The organism is Paraburkholderia sartisoli, assembly GCF_900107685.1.
Taxonomy (GTDB): Bacteria; Pseudomonadota; Gammaproteobacteria; order Burkholderiales; family Burkholderiaceae; genus Paraburkholderia; species Paraburkholderia sartisoli.
This window is the reverse complement of record NZ_FNRQ01000006.1, coordinates 374,746-389,345: the sequence shown is the minus strand read 5'-3', so window position 1 is coordinate 389,345 and position 14,600 is coordinate 374,746. Positions and strand designations below refer to the sequence as shown.

The 14,600-nt window shown below is 62.5% G+C and carries 17 protein-coding genes; 13 read left to right on the top strand and 4 right to left on the bottom strand.

Annotated elements, in window-relative coordinates:
• Window positions 1-113 precede the first annotated feature (113 nt).
• Complete coding sequence (locus tag BLV45_RS19640; protein ID WP_090535629.1) at window positions 114-590, top strand: Lrp/AsnC family transcriptional regulator; 477 nt, start codon at window positions 114-116, stop codon at window positions 588-590.
• A gap of 91 nt (window positions 591-681) precedes the next feature.
• Here BLV45_RS19640 and BLV45_RS27225 read toward each other — a convergent pair whose 3' ends face one another.
• Window positions 682-891, bottom strand: a complete 210-nt coding sequence (locus BLV45_RS27225; RefSeq protein ID WP_143130456.1) for a hypothetical protein — start codon at window positions 889-891, stop codon at window positions 682-684.
• Window positions 892-996: 105 nt separating this feature from the next.
• Between BLV45_RS27225 and BLV45_RS19635 the strand changes: the two genes are divergently transcribed.
• The 9 genes from BLV45_RS19635 to BLV45_RS19595 all read left to right on the top strand — a co-directional run bounded on the left by BLV45_RS19635 (window position 997) and on the right by BLV45_RS19595 (window position 8,029).
• Complete coding sequence (locus tag BLV45_RS19635; RefSeq protein WP_090535628.1) at window positions 997-2,274, top strand: beta-ketoacyl-[acyl-carrier-protein] synthase family protein; 1,278 nt, start codon at window positions 997-999, stop codon at window positions 2,272-2,274.
• Window positions 2,271-3,152, top strand: coding sequence for a MaoC/PaaZ C-terminal domain-containing protein (locus BLV45_RS19630; protein WP_090535627.1), 882 nt, complete (start codon window positions 2,271-2,273; stop codon window positions 3,150-3,152). The genes BLV45_RS19635 and BLV45_RS19630 overlap by 4 nt, the downstream gene beginning before the upstream one ends.
• The gene (locus tag BLV45_RS19625) at window positions 3,145-3,402 is read left to right on the top strand and encodes an acyl carrier protein (protein WP_090535626.1); all 258 of its coding nucleotides are present in this window, start codon (window positions 3,145-3,147) and stop codon (window positions 3,400-3,402) included. Before BLV45_RS19630 ends, BLV45_RS19625 begins: the two co-directional genes overlap by 8 nt.
• Window positions 3,403-3,404: 2 nt before the next feature.
• Entirely contained in the window at window positions 3,405-4,337 is a 933-nt protein-coding gene (locus BLV45_RS19620; protein ID WP_090535625.1) for a diiron oxygenase, read from the top strand.
• Complete coding sequence (locus tag BLV45_RS19615; protein WP_090535624.1) at window positions 4,334-5,866, top strand: phytoene desaturase family protein; 1,533 nt, start codon at window positions 4,334-4,336, stop codon at window positions 5,864-5,866. Before BLV45_RS19620 ends, BLV45_RS19615 begins: the two co-directional genes overlap by 4 nt.
• Window positions 5,863-6,606 (top strand): SDR family oxidoreductase, encoded by a 744-nt coding sequence (locus tag BLV45_RS19610; RefSeq protein WP_090535623.1) that lies wholly within the window; start codon window positions 5,863-5,865, stop codon window positions 6,604-6,606. The genes BLV45_RS19615 and BLV45_RS19610 overlap by 4 nt, the downstream gene beginning before the upstream one ends.
• 11 nt (window positions 6,607-6,617) lie before the next feature.
• Window positions 6,618-6,941: a ferredoxin family protein gene (locus BLV45_RS19605; protein WP_090535622.1), complete on the top strand. Its 324-nt coding sequence runs from the start codon at window positions 6,618-6,620 to the stop codon at window positions 6,939-6,941.
• Complete coding sequence (locus BLV45_RS19600; protein WP_090535621.1) at window positions 6,934-7,398, top strand: DUF3995 domain-containing protein; 465 nt, start codon at window positions 6,934-6,936, stop codon at window positions 7,396-7,398. The genes BLV45_RS19605 and BLV45_RS19600 overlap by 8 nt, the downstream gene beginning before the upstream one ends.
• A gap of 70 nt (window positions 7,399-7,468) precedes the next feature.
• The gene (locus tag BLV45_RS19595; RefSeq protein ID WP_090535620.1) at window positions 7,469-8,029 is read left to right on the top strand and encodes a methyltransferase family protein; all 561 of its coding nucleotides are present in this window, start codon (window positions 7,469-7,471) and stop codon (window positions 8,027-8,029) included.
• Between the two features lie 124 nt (window positions 8,030-8,153).
• Here BLV45_RS19595 and BLV45_RS19590 read toward each other — a convergent pair whose 3' ends face one another.
• From BLV45_RS19590 to BLV45_RS19580, 3 genes are all read right to left on the bottom strand, one after another.
• Complete coding sequence (locus tag BLV45_RS19590) at window positions 8,154-9,023, bottom strand: MurR/RpiR family transcriptional regulator (RefSeq protein ID WP_090535619.1); 870 nt, start codon at window positions 9,021-9,023, stop codon at window positions 8,154-8,156.
• 70 nt (window positions 9,024-9,093) lie between these two features.
• Window positions 9,094-10,176: an ABC transporter ATP-binding protein gene (locus BLV45_RS19585; RefSeq protein WP_090535618.1), complete on the bottom strand. Its 1,083-nt coding sequence runs from the start codon at window positions 10,174-10,176 to the stop codon at window positions 9,094-9,096.
• 97 nt (window positions 10,177-10,273) lie between these two features.
• The gene (locus BLV45_RS19580) at window positions 10,274-11,047 is read right to left on the bottom strand and encodes an SDR family oxidoreductase (protein ID WP_090535617.1); all 774 of its coding nucleotides are present in this window, start codon (window positions 11,045-11,047) and stop codon (window positions 10,274-10,276) included.
• Between the two features lie 388 nt (window positions 11,048-11,435).
• Between BLV45_RS19580 and BLV45_RS19575 the strand changes: the two genes are divergently transcribed.
• The 3 genes from BLV45_RS19575 (at window position 11,436) to BLV45_RS19565 (ending at window position 14,572) form a co-directional block, all read left to right on the top strand.
• Complete coding sequence (locus BLV45_RS19575; RefSeq protein ID WP_090535616.1) at window positions 11,436-12,668, top strand: ABC transporter substrate-binding protein; 1,233 nt, start codon at window positions 11,436-11,438, stop codon at window positions 12,666-12,668.
• Between the two features lie 171 nt (window positions 12,669-12,839).
• On the top strand, window positions 12,840-13,730 hold the full coding sequence (locus BLV45_RS19570; protein ID WP_090535615.1) for a carbohydrate ABC transporter permease: 891 nt from the start codon (window positions 12,840-12,842) through the stop codon (window positions 13,728-13,730).
• Window positions 13,727-14,572, top strand: a complete 846-nt coding sequence (locus BLV45_RS19565) for a carbohydrate ABC transporter permease (RefSeq protein WP_090535614.1) — start codon at window positions 13,727-13,729, stop codon at window positions 14,570-14,572. The genes BLV45_RS19570 and BLV45_RS19565 overlap by 4 nt, the downstream gene beginning before the upstream one ends.
• Window positions 14,573-14,600 lie beyond the last annotated feature (28 nt).

The window sequence follows — 14,600 nt, the reverse complement described above, 5'->3', positions numbered from 1 at the left end:
TATACCCGGCGCGCCCCTGTAAAGGCTTCCTGATTGCCATGTGTTTTGCTGTCAAGCCGAAACGTTCTTCCGTTAGAATGATCGATATCTGAATAATCTTCCGGCGATCCATCATGAGCACGCGAAACCGTCCACTGGACAGCCAGGACCGCAAGATCCTGCGCGAACTGCAAAGAAACGCCCGGCTCTCGAACGCGGAACTGGCGGAGCTGGCCGGCATGTCCACGACCGCCTGCTGGAACCGCACGCGGCAACTGGAGGCCGACGGCTACATTCGCGGCTACGTGGCGCTGCTGGATAGCGCGAAGCTCGGATTCGCCGATGTCGTGCTGCTCGAAGTCACGCTGGACCGTCACGACGATGACGCCCTCGCCCGCTTCGGCGCCGAACTGGCAACACTGCCGGAGGTGCTGGAGGCGTATCTGGTCTCGGGCGAATACGACTACCTGGTGAAAGTCGCCGTCGACGGCACGGCGGGATACGAGCGCTTCCTGCGCGAGAAGCTCTACCGGATCGCCGGCATTCGCCACAGCCGCTCGATGTTCGCGCTGCGCTGCATGAAGAGCGTGCCTTCGGTGCAGATCGCATGAGACCCCGCGTTAGCATGCGTTGCTCTCCGTATGACGGCAACGTTTTCATGCTGCATGGATCGCGCTGAACGGGACGTTCACGGCGTCCCGCTTATTCGCGGCTGGCTCGCCCCGCCTCGCACTCCACACCTGCTTCGATCCGGCTTCCGACGAGATGGCCTTCACGTCGCGCATATTCATTACGCATTAAGCGTTCGCACGCTCCCAAAAACACGCGTCCTTTTAGCGCAAATTCTGGATAACAGTTCTCCGAATCATTTCTGATTCCTGTCAATACTGGGCTAATGTTCAGTTCATACACTACGGATTCCTACACAGTCAAAGAAGCATCGATTTACGGATCGCAATAACAGGCAGCACTGCGACCCACCGATTCTTCCGCGTATCGAACGGACTCCTTTTCCGCATGAACAACTCTCTCCGTGGCAACTCGAACCACCCTGCCCGTCGAGTCGTGGTCACTGGCTACGGCAGCGTGACGCCTCTTGGCAACCGCGTCGACGCGTGCTGGGAAAGCATCATGAATTACGCATGTGGCTATCGTCTTCACGACACGGGGGACGCGTCGATCAAAGCCCGCTTCTTCGGCAAGGTCGACATTGACGAAAAACAGTTCCGCGCCATTCCAGCGGCGGTCAGGCGCGCGCTTCCGCGTTTCGCACGCCACGCGGCGCTCGCCGCGCAGGAAGCCATTGGCATGGCGTTCAGACAGCAGGCACCGGGCGATGTCTACTCGCCGCTCGATTGCGGCGTGATCGTTGGTACGGGATGGGGCGGCCTCGACGAGGCCTACCAATGCCACGACCGCTATCTCGCGACGGGCTTCGGCAGTCCGCTCGGTAGCCTGCTGACCATGCCGAACGTGGCAACGGCTGCGTGCAGCCTGATGTGGAATCTGCGTGGCTATCAGAACACGCCGGTCGCCGCCTGCGCAACGGGCACGATCGCAATCGGCGACGCCGTCGAGGTGATCCGCCAGGGCCGCGCGAGAATGATGCTCGCGGGCGGCGCCGAGGCGCTCAACGCGCGCACCAACGTCTGGAACATCGATATCCTGCAGGCACTCACCAAGGAACAGGCTGACGTGTCGAAAGCCTGCTGTCCGTTCAGCCAGGCGCGCAGCGGCTTCGTCCTGTCCGAAGGTGCAGCCGTAGTGTGCCTCGAGGAGATGGAATCCGCCCTGCATCGCGGCGCCCGCATTCTTGGAGAAATCACCGGCTACGGCAGCTACTCCGACGCGCGCGATTTCACGGCGCCGGCAGAAGACATGATCGCGCGCGTCGAATCGATCCGGGCGGCACTGGCCGACGCGGGAAAGTCCGCTGACCAGATCGATTACATCAACGCACACGGCACGTCGACACCGCTCAACGACGTCAACGAAACGGCTTCGATCAAGGCAGCGCTTGGCGAGCACGCGTACCGCATTCCGGTGTCGAGCACGAAGTCGTACTCGGGCCACCTGATCGCGGCGGCTGGCAGTTTCGAAACCATCGTCTGCCTGAAAACGATCGAATCCGGCATTGTCCCGGCGACAATCCATCTGGCCGATCCCGATCCGCAATGCGATCTCGACTACGTTCCAAACACGCACCGTGAGGCGCAGGTCGACACGACGATGAACCTCTCGTTCGGCTTCGGCGGCGCCAACGCGGCGCTTGTCATCGAACGGTTCGTGCCATGACCGCACTCCGTTACAACACAGCCGACCTGCAGGCGTGGGCCGAATTCTCGGGCGATTTCAATCCGGTCCATTTCGACCTCGCGCGCGCCGCGCGGCTGAATCTGGGCGCTGTGCCCGTTCACGGCATGCGCGTGATGCTCGACGTAAAGGCAGCACTGTTTCAGGAAGCGGGGCGCCGTGAATGGCCGGAAGGCGCGCTCGTGTTCAAGGCCGTGTTGCGCGCACCGGTTCTCAAGAACGCCGGTTATCGCTTCGCCATCGAATCGCGCGGCAACGGCCTCAATTTCGCGGTAGCAGACGAAGAACGCAACACACCTTGCATGACGGGTCATCTGCGTCCGCTGTCAGTCAGCGTTGAGTCGAAATGCGATCCTGCTGGAGCGTGCGGCAGCGGGCCCGCGTGGCATTCGTTTTCGATTTCAAAAGCGGAACGCGCCGCCGCAATCGCGCTATGGCCGGCCACCTCTCACGGCCAGGCCGGCGCATGGCTGCTGCTCGACGCATTGCTCTTTAGCGCGCTGCTCCGCCAGCCTGGCCTCTTCGCGCAAGTTAGCGACTTTGCCGGCTTCGCGCCCGCCCGTTCCGTTGACGACCTCATGCAACACGCGACCGTCCTGCAGACACACCACTCGACGGTGATTTCCGCCGAAATCCAGCGCATGGACATCGATTCGACCGGTGCACACGGCGAAGCCGATGCAATCCGCTGCGACATCGATACCCCTGTCATTACCGGCAGCGGGCAGGAGGGTTGCGTCATTCAGGCGACCTTGAGCGCGTATGCCGATACGCAGTTTCTGTTGAGAACCACGGTGGCTCTCATGATTTCCCCGCTGAGTTCATCAGCGAAGCAACTGGAGCAACAAGAAAATGGCTGATGCCAGCACTGTGTTTGAGTTTATCCAGAACATGATCGTCGAGATCAAGGACCTTGAGCCCAGCGAGATCCAGCAGGAAACCAGCATCGATGAACTGGGTCTCGACAGTCTCGACTACGTCGAAATCCAGGTCGGCGTGAAGCGCGAATTTGGCGTGGCGCTGTCGCCCGCGCTCTTCGAAAAGCAGATCCGCACACTCGGACAGCTATGCACGTATATCGGCACGGCAGCCGCAACCCAGGAGGCCTGACGATGAACACCGCTACTCGTAATCCGCTTGAAGCAGTCGCCATCAACGCAGGGGACCCGTTCTGCCTGTCCGAACAGAAGCACGAGAACATCAGAAAGCTCGTGCAGGCGTCACATCGGTCGTTCATGGACGTCGATGGTGTTCTGCCGTGGCAGGACGGAATCGATCTCTCGCTGCCGCCCAAGGCGGACAACACCTCGTGGATCTACGGCACGCCGTACTGGGACGCGCTTGGCGAGTCCGAACGTCGCGAGTTGCTGTGGAAGGAAACAGCGCGCGACGTATCGATGTTCATCTGGCTGGAGCAGACGCTGCCGCCGCTCTACGTCGGCTACGTCAACACGTATCATGAACGGCTCAGTCCGGAAATCTACGAGTACCTGATGATCTTCCCGAAAGAGGAGATCATCCATACGCTGATGTTCCGGCGATACATGAAACTCGCCGGTCTCAACCTGTTCGCACCGCCGTCGGGTCCTTACGCGGCGCTGCTGGCAAAGCTCCCCACGCTTCATCCGGCCATCGGCATTCTGTGGACGTTGACGATAGAGTGGGCCGCCGAACTGGTCGCCATGTCCAGCACGCAAGACGAGGGTATCGAGCCGCTCACGCGCAAGATGTTTCATGCGCATCACGTCGAGGAAATCCGTCACATCACGTTCGGCCGGCGCATCGTCGAAGGCTTTTTCAATAGCGCTTCACACGAAGATCAGGCGATCGTGCGCGAGCAGTTCCGGCCCGTGCTGAACAACTTCATTAATCTGCTGACGTTCAATCCGGAGATCGCCGCGCATCTGAGCTTTCCGTTTCCCGCCGACGTCAACAATCCGGACGTGGTCCGCTCGATCCGCACGTCGCCGAACAATGCGATGCTCAACGCCCGACGGTTCAAGGAGCAGCGCGACTGGTTCGTCGAACTCGGTCTTTCGCAATGAGCGAGTCATTCGACGTCGTATGCGTCGGCTCCGGCATCACGGCGCTGGCGTATGCGGCGAGCCTGCTCGAAACGCGTCGCGGCACACGCATCGTGGTGCTCGAGAAGCACCGGATTCCGGGTGGATACGCAACGCAGTTCGCCCGCCCGAAGCACCACGCGCGCTTCGACGTCAGCCTGCACAAGCTGAGCGGCATGGGGCCGGACGGCAACCTGCGGGAGGCGCTGAAGCGCCTCGGCGTGTTCGACGAACTTGAGCCCGTCTTTCCGGACACGCTCTTCAGGGCATGCACCGGCGACACACGCATCACGCTGACCAAAGATCCGCACGCCGTTCTTGAAGCGCTGCAACAACGCTTCCCCGACTGTGCAGCGGGGCTGCAAACCATCTTCGACGAAATCAGCACGTACGGATACGATGGGTACATGCAGTTTCGCACGCTGTCCGGCGAATACGAACCTGACCTCAAACGTCTGCGATATGCACATACCGTGCTGAAAACACGCTCGACGCGCGATGCGATCCGCGAGCGCATCCCGGTGCCGACGCTGCGCGAAATACTTGCGCTGCCGTGCATTTACGTCGGCGCGTTCCCGGAACAGACGAGCTATCTGTACTTTCTGCATGTCTGGTATGCGGTGCTGTTCGGCGGCTCGGCGTATCTGCGAGGCGGTTCGAGCGCGCTCACCGCCGCGCTGGTTCGCCGCATCGAACGTGGCGGCGGGCGTGTCGTCACCCGCGCCGAAGTCCAGCAGATCACGATCGACCGCACGTCGATGCGCGCGACGGGCGTCGTCACGGAGATCGGTCATTTCCATGCTGACGAAGTGATCGTCAACACGTCGCCGCTTTACGCGCTGGAGCATCTCGTCGATCGGACGCTGCCTGGGTTCGACACGCCCGTCGCGGCACACACCGCGACGCACGCAGCCAGTTCAACCACGACGCTTTACGTCGTGCTCGACGCGCCGCCAGCCCGCTACGGTCTGGTCGACGCCGAAACCATGCTGCTCGCGCGCGATCCCGAAACGGCATGCGAGGCCCGGGCCTGTGCGCGCCGCGCGCCGTCTGAGGCCGCGTTGAGCGAACAGGCGTACTGGCACGACTCGTCGGTCGAGGTGACGAACTATCACGCGCTTGACCCGACAGCCGGCCACGTCATCGTCGTCAATGCACTCGACACGATCCATCACTGGCCGGAACGCAAGACCGACGCCTATCGCGGCAAAAAAGCGCGCGCGCGGGATGCGCTGCTCGGCCGCCTGCTCGAACACTTCGCCGACATGCAAGGACACGTTCGCTACGTCGAACTGTCAACGCCGCGCACCTGTCTGCGCTACACGAACAACACCCATGGGTCGGGCTATGGCGCACTGGTCGAACCATCGTCGACGAAACACGCGCCCTCACGAAGGCTTCCGGTCGACAACCTGCGCTTTGTCAGCCACTGGGTGTCGGGCAGCGGATACGAAGCGACGGTCGGCTACGGCGCGATGCTCGGGTTCCAGAAAGCAAAGGATTTCACATGACTCAACAGAAACGGCCGTGGTTACTGGTAACCGGCGGCGCCCGCGGTATCGGCGAGGCGCTCGTACGCGAACTGTCGCGGCATTATCACGTCGTCTTCACGTACGTTCATTCCAGTGACGCGGCGCACCGTCTCGCGAACGATTGCCAGCAGCAAGGCCGCCATGTCGACGCGGTGCAATGCGACGGCACGGACCGCGTGGCGGTCGCGGCGCTGGCGCAGGCGTGGGTTGCCCGGTACGGCGCGCCGCATGCGCTCATCAACAACGCCGGCATCACGCGCGATGGCGCCTTCCTCGGCATGGACGCCGAAGCCTGGTTCGCGGTCGTCGACAACAACCTGAACGCGGCGTTTCACTGGACGCGCGCGCTGCTCCCCTCGATGGTTGAAGCCGGCAGCGGCTCGGTCGTCATGATGTCGTCCGTGTCGGGGCTGAAGGGCAACGCCGGGCAAACCAGCTATAGCGCGACCAAGGCGGCACTGATCAGCTTCACGCGCTCGCTGGCGCTCGAAGTCGCGCGCTTCGGGGTGCGCGTCAACGCCATCGCGCCCGGCATCATCGATACGGACATGATGCGCGAGATGCCGGAAAAAGCGCGCGTGGCCCTCTGCCGCTCGATCCCCATGCGTAAGGCCGGCGATGTGAGCGACGTCAGCTCCATGGTCGAATACCTCGTCGGCGATCAAAGCCACTATGTCACCGGACAGTGCTTTGTGATCGACGGCGGCATGACAGCCTGACAGGAAAACTCATGACACATGTCGTCACACAGGCGTGCGAGCGCTGCAAATATACGGACTGCGTCGAGGTTTGCCCGACGGACAGCTTTCACGAAGGACCGGAGATGCTCGTTATCAATCCGGATGACTGCATCGATTGCGGCGTCTGCATCATCGAGTGTCCAGTCGACGCCATCCTGGAAGCGGACGATCTTCCCCCGGTGGAGCGTGAAGCTGCCGTCGCGTTCAATCACGCGCAGTCGCGGATATGGCCGCTGATCACACGGAAGAAAGCGCCGCTGGCCGATCCCGCATCACGCGTGGTGCCGCGCGACGCTTCAAGAACCGATGGCTGACATGCACACCTGGTACGTCGCCGGCCTGCGCTGCGCGGGTCTTGCACTCGCGTTTGCGTTCTTTCTGTTTGCGCTCGTCCATCTGTACTGGGCGATGAACGGCCGGCGCGGCCTGCAGCTCGCCCTTCCGCATGAGGGCGCGCGGCCGGTCTTTCAGCCTCGCCGTGGCGCGATCCTGCTGGTCGCGGCCGGCTCGGCCGCGTGTTCGGCGCTGCTGCTTCTGTGGCTCGACGTCATCTGCACGCCGTTCCCGCGCGCGGCGCTTCGCCCGGTTCTTCAGGTGGCCGTGATCCTGCTCGGCGCGACGTTGCTCGTGCGTGCCGTCGGTGATTTTCGCCACTTCGGCTTTTTCCGGAAGAGGGGCGACGGCCCATTCCGGCGAATGGACCGCCTTATCTACACCCCGTTCAGCCTCGTGGCCGGCTCGCTCATTGTCCTGATGGCGCTCGTCATCTAAGTTGCGTGTCGCGATCCTTAACCCGTCAACCCTCAGTCTGGCCGACGCCAGATTCACCCGTCATCCGCTTATGAACTACATTTTCGCCGTTGTGTTTTTCGCGTGGGTCGGCACCGAGATGGTCCTGTCGTCGAAACTGCGAGCGTCCCGCAAGGAAGCCGGCAACCGTGACCGGCGCACGCTTGTCGTCATCTGGTTCACCACCGTGTCGTCGATCGGGGTGGCCGCGCTCATCGCGTACTTCACGGATTTCCCCATCGTCCGCGCGCCGGAATTCCGCTACGTCGGCATCGTCGTGATCCTGACCGGCATGCTGCTGCGGATCGTCTCGATCGTGACGCTCGGCCGCTTCTTCACCTACAACGTCGCGATTCGCGAAGGACACGCGCTCATCACCAGCGGCATTTACCGGTGGGTGCGCCATCCGGCCTATACCGGACTGCTCGTCAGCTTTTTCGGCTATGGTCTCGCGCTCAATAACTGGATCAGCCTGGCCGTCGCGTTCCTGCCGGTCTTCTGCGTGATGATCAGGCGCATCAAGATCGAAGAAGCCGCGCTCGCCAGCGAATTTGGTGAAGTCTATGCAGAGTACCGGCGACATTCGCGCCGGCTGATTCCCTGGATCTACTGAAAGCCGTTCGTCAAAGCCCGAACCGCGCCGTACTGGCGCGCCATGCAACCACATGGGCTCGTGGCGCGCATGATTGCGCGCCGGCGCAGGAAAGCGCGCTTTCTGGCCACAACCGAACGATGCTTCAAGGCGTATCCGTGGAAGGAGGCCCGGCTTCCTGCGACAGCCTTGCTTTGGCATGCCGCATCTTCTCGAGCGTCTTCGGCTCCAGCCTGAGCGCAACGCCGATGGCGAGCGCATCCATGATGCACAGATGCACGATGCGCGACACGCCCGGCGTATTGGGATCGATCGCGTTCGGCACGCGCAGGAGCAAGGGAATGTCCACGAGCCACGCGAGACGCGAGCCGACGTTCGTCAGGCCGATGGTTGTCGCGCCACGCTCCTTCGCGATCTGGATGCTTTCGTTGACTTCGACGCTGCGTCCAGAATGCGAGATCGCGAACGCGACGTCGCCGGGTTCCATCAGGCCCGCGTAAAGCCGTTGCAGATGACCGTCGGTGAAAGCGCTCGCCGCGATGTCGAGCCGCAGAAACCGCAGCGCCGCGTCCTGCACCGCGAGCCCCGAGCCCGAACCGACGCCAAAGAAATACACGCGCCGCGCCGTGGCAATCGCCGAAATCGCCGCTTCGACCGCCGAGGGTTCCAGTGCGCCGCGCGCGTGCGTGATGCCTTGGACCGCGGCTTCGCTAACCTTGTCGAAGAGCGTCTGCAGGTCGTCGTCGCGCGCGACGGCCGTCGACGCATACGGCAACCCACCCGCGACGCTCTGCGCGAGCAGCATCTTGAAGTCGCGCAGCCCATGTGCGCCGATCGCGCGACAGAAGCGCGTCACCGAAGGCTCCGAGACGTCGGCACGCTGCGCGAGTTCGGTGATGCTCGCGCGCATCGCGAAATCGACGTCGCCCAGCACCATGTCGGCGACCTTGCGTTCGGCCGGCCGCAGCGATGCAAGCGCGTTGCGGATATGGGGAATCAGGTTCGGAGCGGACACCCGTGTGTTCCTGTTGGGTTAAAAACTCCGCGTTCCGTCATGGCTTCGACGGCTCCGGCAACACGCGGATTCAGCCAAGCCGGGCACCACTGCCCGTGTCGAACAGATGCAGATGTCCGGCCGGCAGTCCAAGCGCGACACGCTGGCCGGGCTCGACCGTCGAGCGCTGACGCGTCGTGACGCACCACGTGCTGCCACCCATTTGTCCGTACAGATGGGTTTCCGCGCCCGTCGGCTCGACGACTTCCACTTCCATCGCCACGCCTGTGTGCGCCGCGGTATCCGTTTCGATGTGTTCCGGCCGGATGCCGAGCGTCACGCGCGCGCCCGGCGCCGCATAAGCTTTCGCGGCCTCCGGCAGCGGAATCACGTGGCCGTCGGAAAGCGCGAGCGCGAAGCCCAGGTCACCCTGCACGATCGAGCCTTCCGCGAAATTCATCGAAGGCGAGCCGAGGAAGCTCGCGACAAAGAGGTTCGCCGGACGATCGTAAAGTTCAAGCGGCCGGCCGACCTGCTCGATACGGCCCGCGTTCATCACGACGATCCGGTCGGCCATCGTCATCGCTTCGATCTGGTCGTGCGTGACGTAGATGATCGTGTTCTTCAGGCGCAGGTGCAGCGCCTTGATTTCCGTGCGCATCTGCACGCGCAGTTTGGCGTCGAGGTTCGAAAGCGGCTCGTCGAACAGAAACAGCGACGGCTCGCGCACCACCGCACGGCCCATCGCGACGCGCTGACGCTGGCCGCCCGAGAGCGCGCGCGGCAGACGGTCCAGATAGCTGCCGAGATTGAGCATCTTCGCGGCCGCCTCGATACGCGGCTTGAAATGCTTCTCCGATTCCTTGCGGATGCGCGGCCCGAACGCGATGTTTTCGTACACCGACAGGTGCGGATAAAGCGCGTAGCTCTGGAACACCATCGAAATGTTGCGTTCCTGCGGCGCAAGCGCGTTCGCCCGCGTGCCGCCGATCATCAGCTCGCCGCCGCTGATCTCCTCGAGACCGGCCACCATGCGCATCAGCGTGCTCTTGCCGCAGCCCGAAGGGCCGACCAGCACGACGAACTCGCCGTCGTCGATATGAAGGTCGATGCCATGCACGACCTGCGTCTCGCCGTAGCGCTTGAAAATGCCGCTCAGTTGCACTGCTGCCATGCTGTCCTCGTCAGGATCCAGAGCGCCGCGCGTGGTGCGCGACGTTCATCGTTCGAACCGCTTTCACTGCTTCAATCTCTAACACCGGAGCTTCGGCCTAGAACTGCTCCAGCGTCAGTTCCTCCGCCATCAGGCGGTTGCCCGCCATCAGGCCACCGTCCACCGGCAACGCCACGCCCGTGATCACCCGCGCTGCCGGCGACGCGAGGAACAGCACCGCGTCGGCGATATCGTCGGGCGTCGCAAAGTCGCGCAGCGGATACCATTTCTTGAGCGCCTCGAAAACCTGTGGATTCTTGTCGACGCGCGCCTGCCACGCCTGTGTCTTGACCGTGCCCGGACAGACAATGTTCGCGCGGATGCCGTGGCGCCCCAGCTCCAGCGCAAGCGCCTTCGTATAACTGATGAGGCCCGCCTTGGCCGCGCTATACGCGGGGTGGCCAAGCGATGCCATGCCGTTCACCGAGCCGATCAGCACGAGCACACCACGCTCGCGCTCGATCATCGATGCGCGCACCGCTTCGACCGTGTGATACGTGCCGTTCAGATTCAGATGGACGTCGCGCTGCCAGCTGGCGGCGTCGGTTGTCGCGAGCGTCAGGCCTTCGGCCGCGCCCGCGTTGGCGACCACCACGTCGACCGGCCCGCGCTCTGCCACGGCTTTCGCCACCGCGCCGTGTACCGCCGCGGCGTCGCCGATGTCGACCGCCACCGGTATTACACGCGCGGCGCCGGGTTCAGCGGCCAGCGCGGCAAGCGCTGTCGCGTCGATATCGAGCGCCAGCACCGTGTCGCCCTCTTCCACAAAGCGCCTGCACAACACCCTGCCGATTCCGCCGCAGGCACCCGTCACCAAGACCACGCGATTCATGTCCGTCCTCGCCGATGTTGCCGATGTTGCTTTTGCGCGCCGTTTCGCATGCGACGGCGCCTTGACTGTCCGTAATACTGCTCCCTGATTCGTGCCTGCCGCGTCTATCGTGACGGCCGCGCTCTCTCGTTGTTTTTTTGCCTTACGACGCCTGTAAATTTCCTACAAACATGGCGCCTGGTGGACTTTCCCGCCCATCGGCTTTTGTCTGGTGCGTTCCTGCACCGCACAAAATATCGCTTCTTTACAGCATATTAAGCACAAAGCGCCTGGATAAAAAATATGGCGAACCCTACGTGACAACTATTTTTTCGTCCTGTAGGATTTTTTCAAACAATCCAAACCCAGCAGCCGGCTACGGCGGCAGACCACCCCAGGAGAGACGAAAATGTCGTTGCATGCACGTGCTTCACTTACGCTCGGCAAGCTGGCCGTTGCGCTTACCCTCGCCGGTATCGCGATGTCGGCACAGGCCGATACGGTCCGGGTGACCGTCGCCCACTACAGCGACGCGACCGCGCCGTACTTCGAGAAAATGGCCAAGGAGTTCGAAAAGGCCAATCCCGGCACCACGATCAAGATCGAAGACGTGAACTGGGACACCCTGCAACAAAAGCTGCAGACGGACATCTCGGGCAACGCCAACGCCGATCTGGCCATCGTCGGCACGCGCTGGCTGCTGGATTTCGTGAAGGACGACGTGGCTGAGCCGCTCGACGGCTACATGGACGCGTCGTTCAAGTCGCGCTTCATCGGCCCGTTCCTCGCGCCGAGCGAGATCGGCGGCAAGACGTACGGCCTGCCGATCGCGGCATCGGCACGCGCGCTGTACTACAACAAGGACCTGCTTGCTTCGGTCGGCTATCCGAACGGCCCGAAGACGTGGAACGACGTCATCGATGCATCGAAGAAGCTGAAGGCCAAGGGCGTGGCCGGCTTCGGCCTGCAAGGCAAGGAAATCGAAACGGACGTGTATTTCTACTACGCGCTGTGGACCGAAGGCGGCGACGTGCTGGGCAAGGACGGCAAGGCAGCGTTCAACTCGCCGGCTGGCGTGAAGGCCGCGACGATGTACAAGCAGATGATCGACGAGGGCCTGACGCAACCGGGCGTGACGGGCTACAGCCGTGAAGACGTGCAGAACCTGTTCAAGCAGGGCCGCGTCGCGATGGTGATTTCGGCGCCGTTCCTCGCCAAGCAGATCAAGAAGGAAGCGCCGAACCTGAAGTACGGCATCGATCCGGTGCCGATGGGCACGAAGGCCGCCACGTACGCCGTCACCGATTCGATCGTGATGTTCAAGAACTCGAAGGTGAAGAAGGACGCGTGGAAGTTCCTCGACTTCCTGTTCACGAAGCAGCCGCGCGTCGAGTTCACGAGCACGGAAGGTTTCCTGCCGACGACGAAGGCTGAAGCAACCGATCCGGTGTTCAACGATCCGGACACGAAGGCATTCGTCGCGCTGCTGCCGACCGCGAAGTTCGCACCGACGGTAACGGGCTGGGAAGACACCGCGAAGGCCGTGACCGACGCGATGCAGGCGATTTACCTCGGCAAGGCCAAGCCGGCGGACGCGTTGAACAACGCGGCCACGCAGGCGAACAAGGCATTGGGGCATTGATATAGCTGATGGTGCGGGCCGCCTCGAAGCGTTGCGTGCTTCGCGTGCGGCCGGTTTGCTGTTTTCCGGGCCTGGACGAACGTAACGTTTCGAGCCCCGCCTTGATCGGCCCATTCTGGCGCGCCGGCGTGATGTTACATCATGGCCGGCGCCTCTTTTGATCGAGCACGCATGAGCCGTCCCGCTTTTCCCCGCCTTTCGGCGCCCTGGTTGCTGATTGCACCGAGTCTCGTCCTCGCGCTCTTCATCATCAGCTATCCGGTTTTCAGCATCGTGTGGCAGTCCGTGCATGAGGTATCGCGCTTTGGTGCGATCCGCGACTTCATCGGGCTGGACAATTTCTACGCGATCTTCACCGATCCCGTGTTTCTCGGCGTGGTGCGCCGCACGCTGGTGTGGACCGTGTGCGTCGTGGGCGGCACGATCCTCACGTCGGTGCCGGTTGCGCTGGTGCTCAACCAGGATTTCCACGGCCGTGGCATTGCGCGCACGATCGTGATGTTGCCGTGGTCCGTTTCGCTGACGATGACGGCCGTTGTCTGGCGCTGGTCGTTCAACGACGACTACGGCATGATCAACGTGACGCTTCAGCGTTTAGGCCTGATTTCAGGCCCGATTCACTGGCTCGCCACGCCGGGGCTCGCGTTCATCGTCGAGATCCTGGTCGGGATTCTCGTGTCCATTCCCTTTACCGTGACGATTCTGCTTGGCGGCCTGTCTTCGGTGCCGGGCGATATTTACGAAGCCGCGCGCATGGATGGCGCGAGCGCGTGGCAGATGTTCCGCAAGCTGACGCTGCCGCTGCTGCGTCCGTTCGTGAACATGGCAATCCTGCTGAACGTGATCTACGTGTTCAACTCGTTCCCGATCATCTGGGTGATGACGCAGGGCGGCCCCGACAACGGCACACACATTCTCGTGACCTATCTGTATGAACTTGGCTTCAGGCTTGGCCGGCCCGGCCAGGCGGCCGCGGTGTCGCTCATCATGCTGGTCATGCTGTTCATTTTCTCGATGGTGTATCTGCGCCTCCAGCCGAAATCATCAGGAGACCCCGCATGAGCGTCAAGATGAAACGCACCCTCTGGTGCTGGCTCGCGCTTGCGCCGCTGGTTATCGTGATCCTGTTTCCGTTCGCGGTGATGCTGTTCACCGCGCTCAAGCCCGCCAACGAAGTGTTCGTCTATCCGGCGCGCTGGCTGCCGGTGCATTGGCAGTGGCGGAACTTCATCGATATGTGGACGGCGGCGAACTTTGGCGTCGCGTTGCGCAACAGCACGGTGATCAGCCTGCTTTCGACGGCGCTGGCGCTGGCCGTCAGCCTGCCCGCGGCTTACGCGCTCGCGCGCTTTCCGTTCAAGGGACGCGGCGTGTATCGCCAGTTCCTGCTCGTCACGCAGATGCTTTCACCGATTCTGCTGGTGGTGGGTCTCTTCCGGCTCGCCGCGATGATTCCTTATGGCGACGGCAATCTGGTGGACTCGAAGATCGGCGTGATCGTTTCCTACGCGGCGTTCAACATCGCGTTTGCGGTGTGGATGCTGTCGTCGTATTTCCAGACCGTGCCGCGCGATCTCGAAGAGTCGGCGTGGCTCGAGGGCTGCAGCCGGACGAAGGCGGTTTTCAAGGTGTTCCTGCCGCTGGCGGTGCCCGCGATCGTCGTGACCGCGATCTTCACGTTCATCAACGCGTGGAACGAGTTTGCCGTGGTTTATACGCTCATCCGTTCGCCGGAGAACAAGACGCTGACCGTGCAGGTGACGGATATGGTGGCGGGCAAGTATGTCGTCGAATGGCATCTCGTGATGGCCGCGACGCTGTGCGCCACGCTGCCCGTTTCGATCGTGTTTGCGTGGCTGCAGCGATATCTGGTCAAGGGGCTGGCGCTGGGGGCGGTGAAGTGAGGGTGAGCGGCGGCAGAGCCGCCGCGCC

What these genes read in the sequence shown, in the direction of transcription:
- BLV45_RS19620 (WP_090535625.1), top strand. Translation starts at nt 3,405, where the DNA reads ATGAACACCGCTACTCGTAATCCGCTTGAAGCAGTCGCCATCAACGCA.
- BLV45_RS19565 (WP_090535614.1), top strand. Translation starts at nt 13,727, where the DNA reads ATGAGCGTCAAGATGAAACGCACCCTCTGGTGCTGGCTCGCGCTTGCG.
- BLV45_RS19625 (WP_090535626.1), top strand. Translation starts at nt 3,145, where the DNA reads ATGGCTGATGCCAGCACTGTGTTTGAGTTTATCCAGAACATGATCGTC.
- BLV45_RS19575 (WP_090535616.1), top strand. Translation starts at nt 11,436, where the DNA reads ATGTCGTTGCATGCACGTGCTTCACTTACGCTCGGCAAGCTGGCCGTT.
- BLV45_RS19635 (WP_090535628.1), top strand. Translation starts at nt 997, where the DNA reads ATGAACAACTCTCTCCGTGGCAACTCGAACCACCCTGCCCGTCGAGTC.
- BLV45_RS19580 (WP_090535617.1), bottom strand. Translation starts at nt 11,047, where the DNA reads ATGAATCGCGTGGTCTTGGTGACGGGTGCCTGCGGCGGAATCGGCAGG.
- BLV45_RS19605 (WP_090535622.1), top strand. Translation starts at nt 6,618, where the DNA reads ATGACACATGTCGTCACACAGGCGTGCGAGCGCTGCAAATATACGGAC.
- BLV45_RS19630 (WP_090535627.1), top strand. Translation starts at nt 2,271, where the DNA reads ATGACCGCACTCCGTTACAACACAGCCGACCTGCAGGCGTGGGCCGAA.
- BLV45_RS19570 (WP_090535615.1), top strand. Translation starts at nt 12,840, where the DNA reads ATGAGCCGTCCCGCTTTTCCCCGCCTTTCGGCGCCCTGGTTGCTGATT.
- BLV45_RS19640 (WP_090535629.1), top strand. Translation starts at nt 114, where the DNA reads ATGAGCACGCGAAACCGTCCACTGGACAGCCAGGACCGCAAGATCCTG.
- BLV45_RS19610 (WP_090535623.1), top strand. Translation starts at nt 5,863, where the DNA reads ATGACTCAACAGAAACGGCCGTGGTTACTGGTAACCGGCGGCGCCCGC.
- BLV45_RS19585 (WP_090535618.1), bottom strand. Translation starts at nt 10,176, where the DNA reads ATGGCAGCAGTGCAACTGAGCGGCATTTTCAAGCGCTACGGCGAGACG.
- BLV45_RS19615 (WP_090535624.1), top strand. Translation starts at nt 4,334, where the DNA reads ATGAGCGAGTCATTCGACGTCGTATGCGTCGGCTCCGGCATCACGGCG.
- BLV45_RS19595 (WP_090535620.1), top strand. Translation starts at nt 7,469, where the DNA reads ATGAACTACATTTTCGCCGTTGTGTTTTTCGCGTGGGTCGGCACCGAG.
- BLV45_RS19600 (WP_090535621.1), top strand. Translation starts at nt 6,934, where the DNA reads ATGGCTGACATGCACACCTGGTACGTCGCCGGCCTGCGCTGCGCGGGT.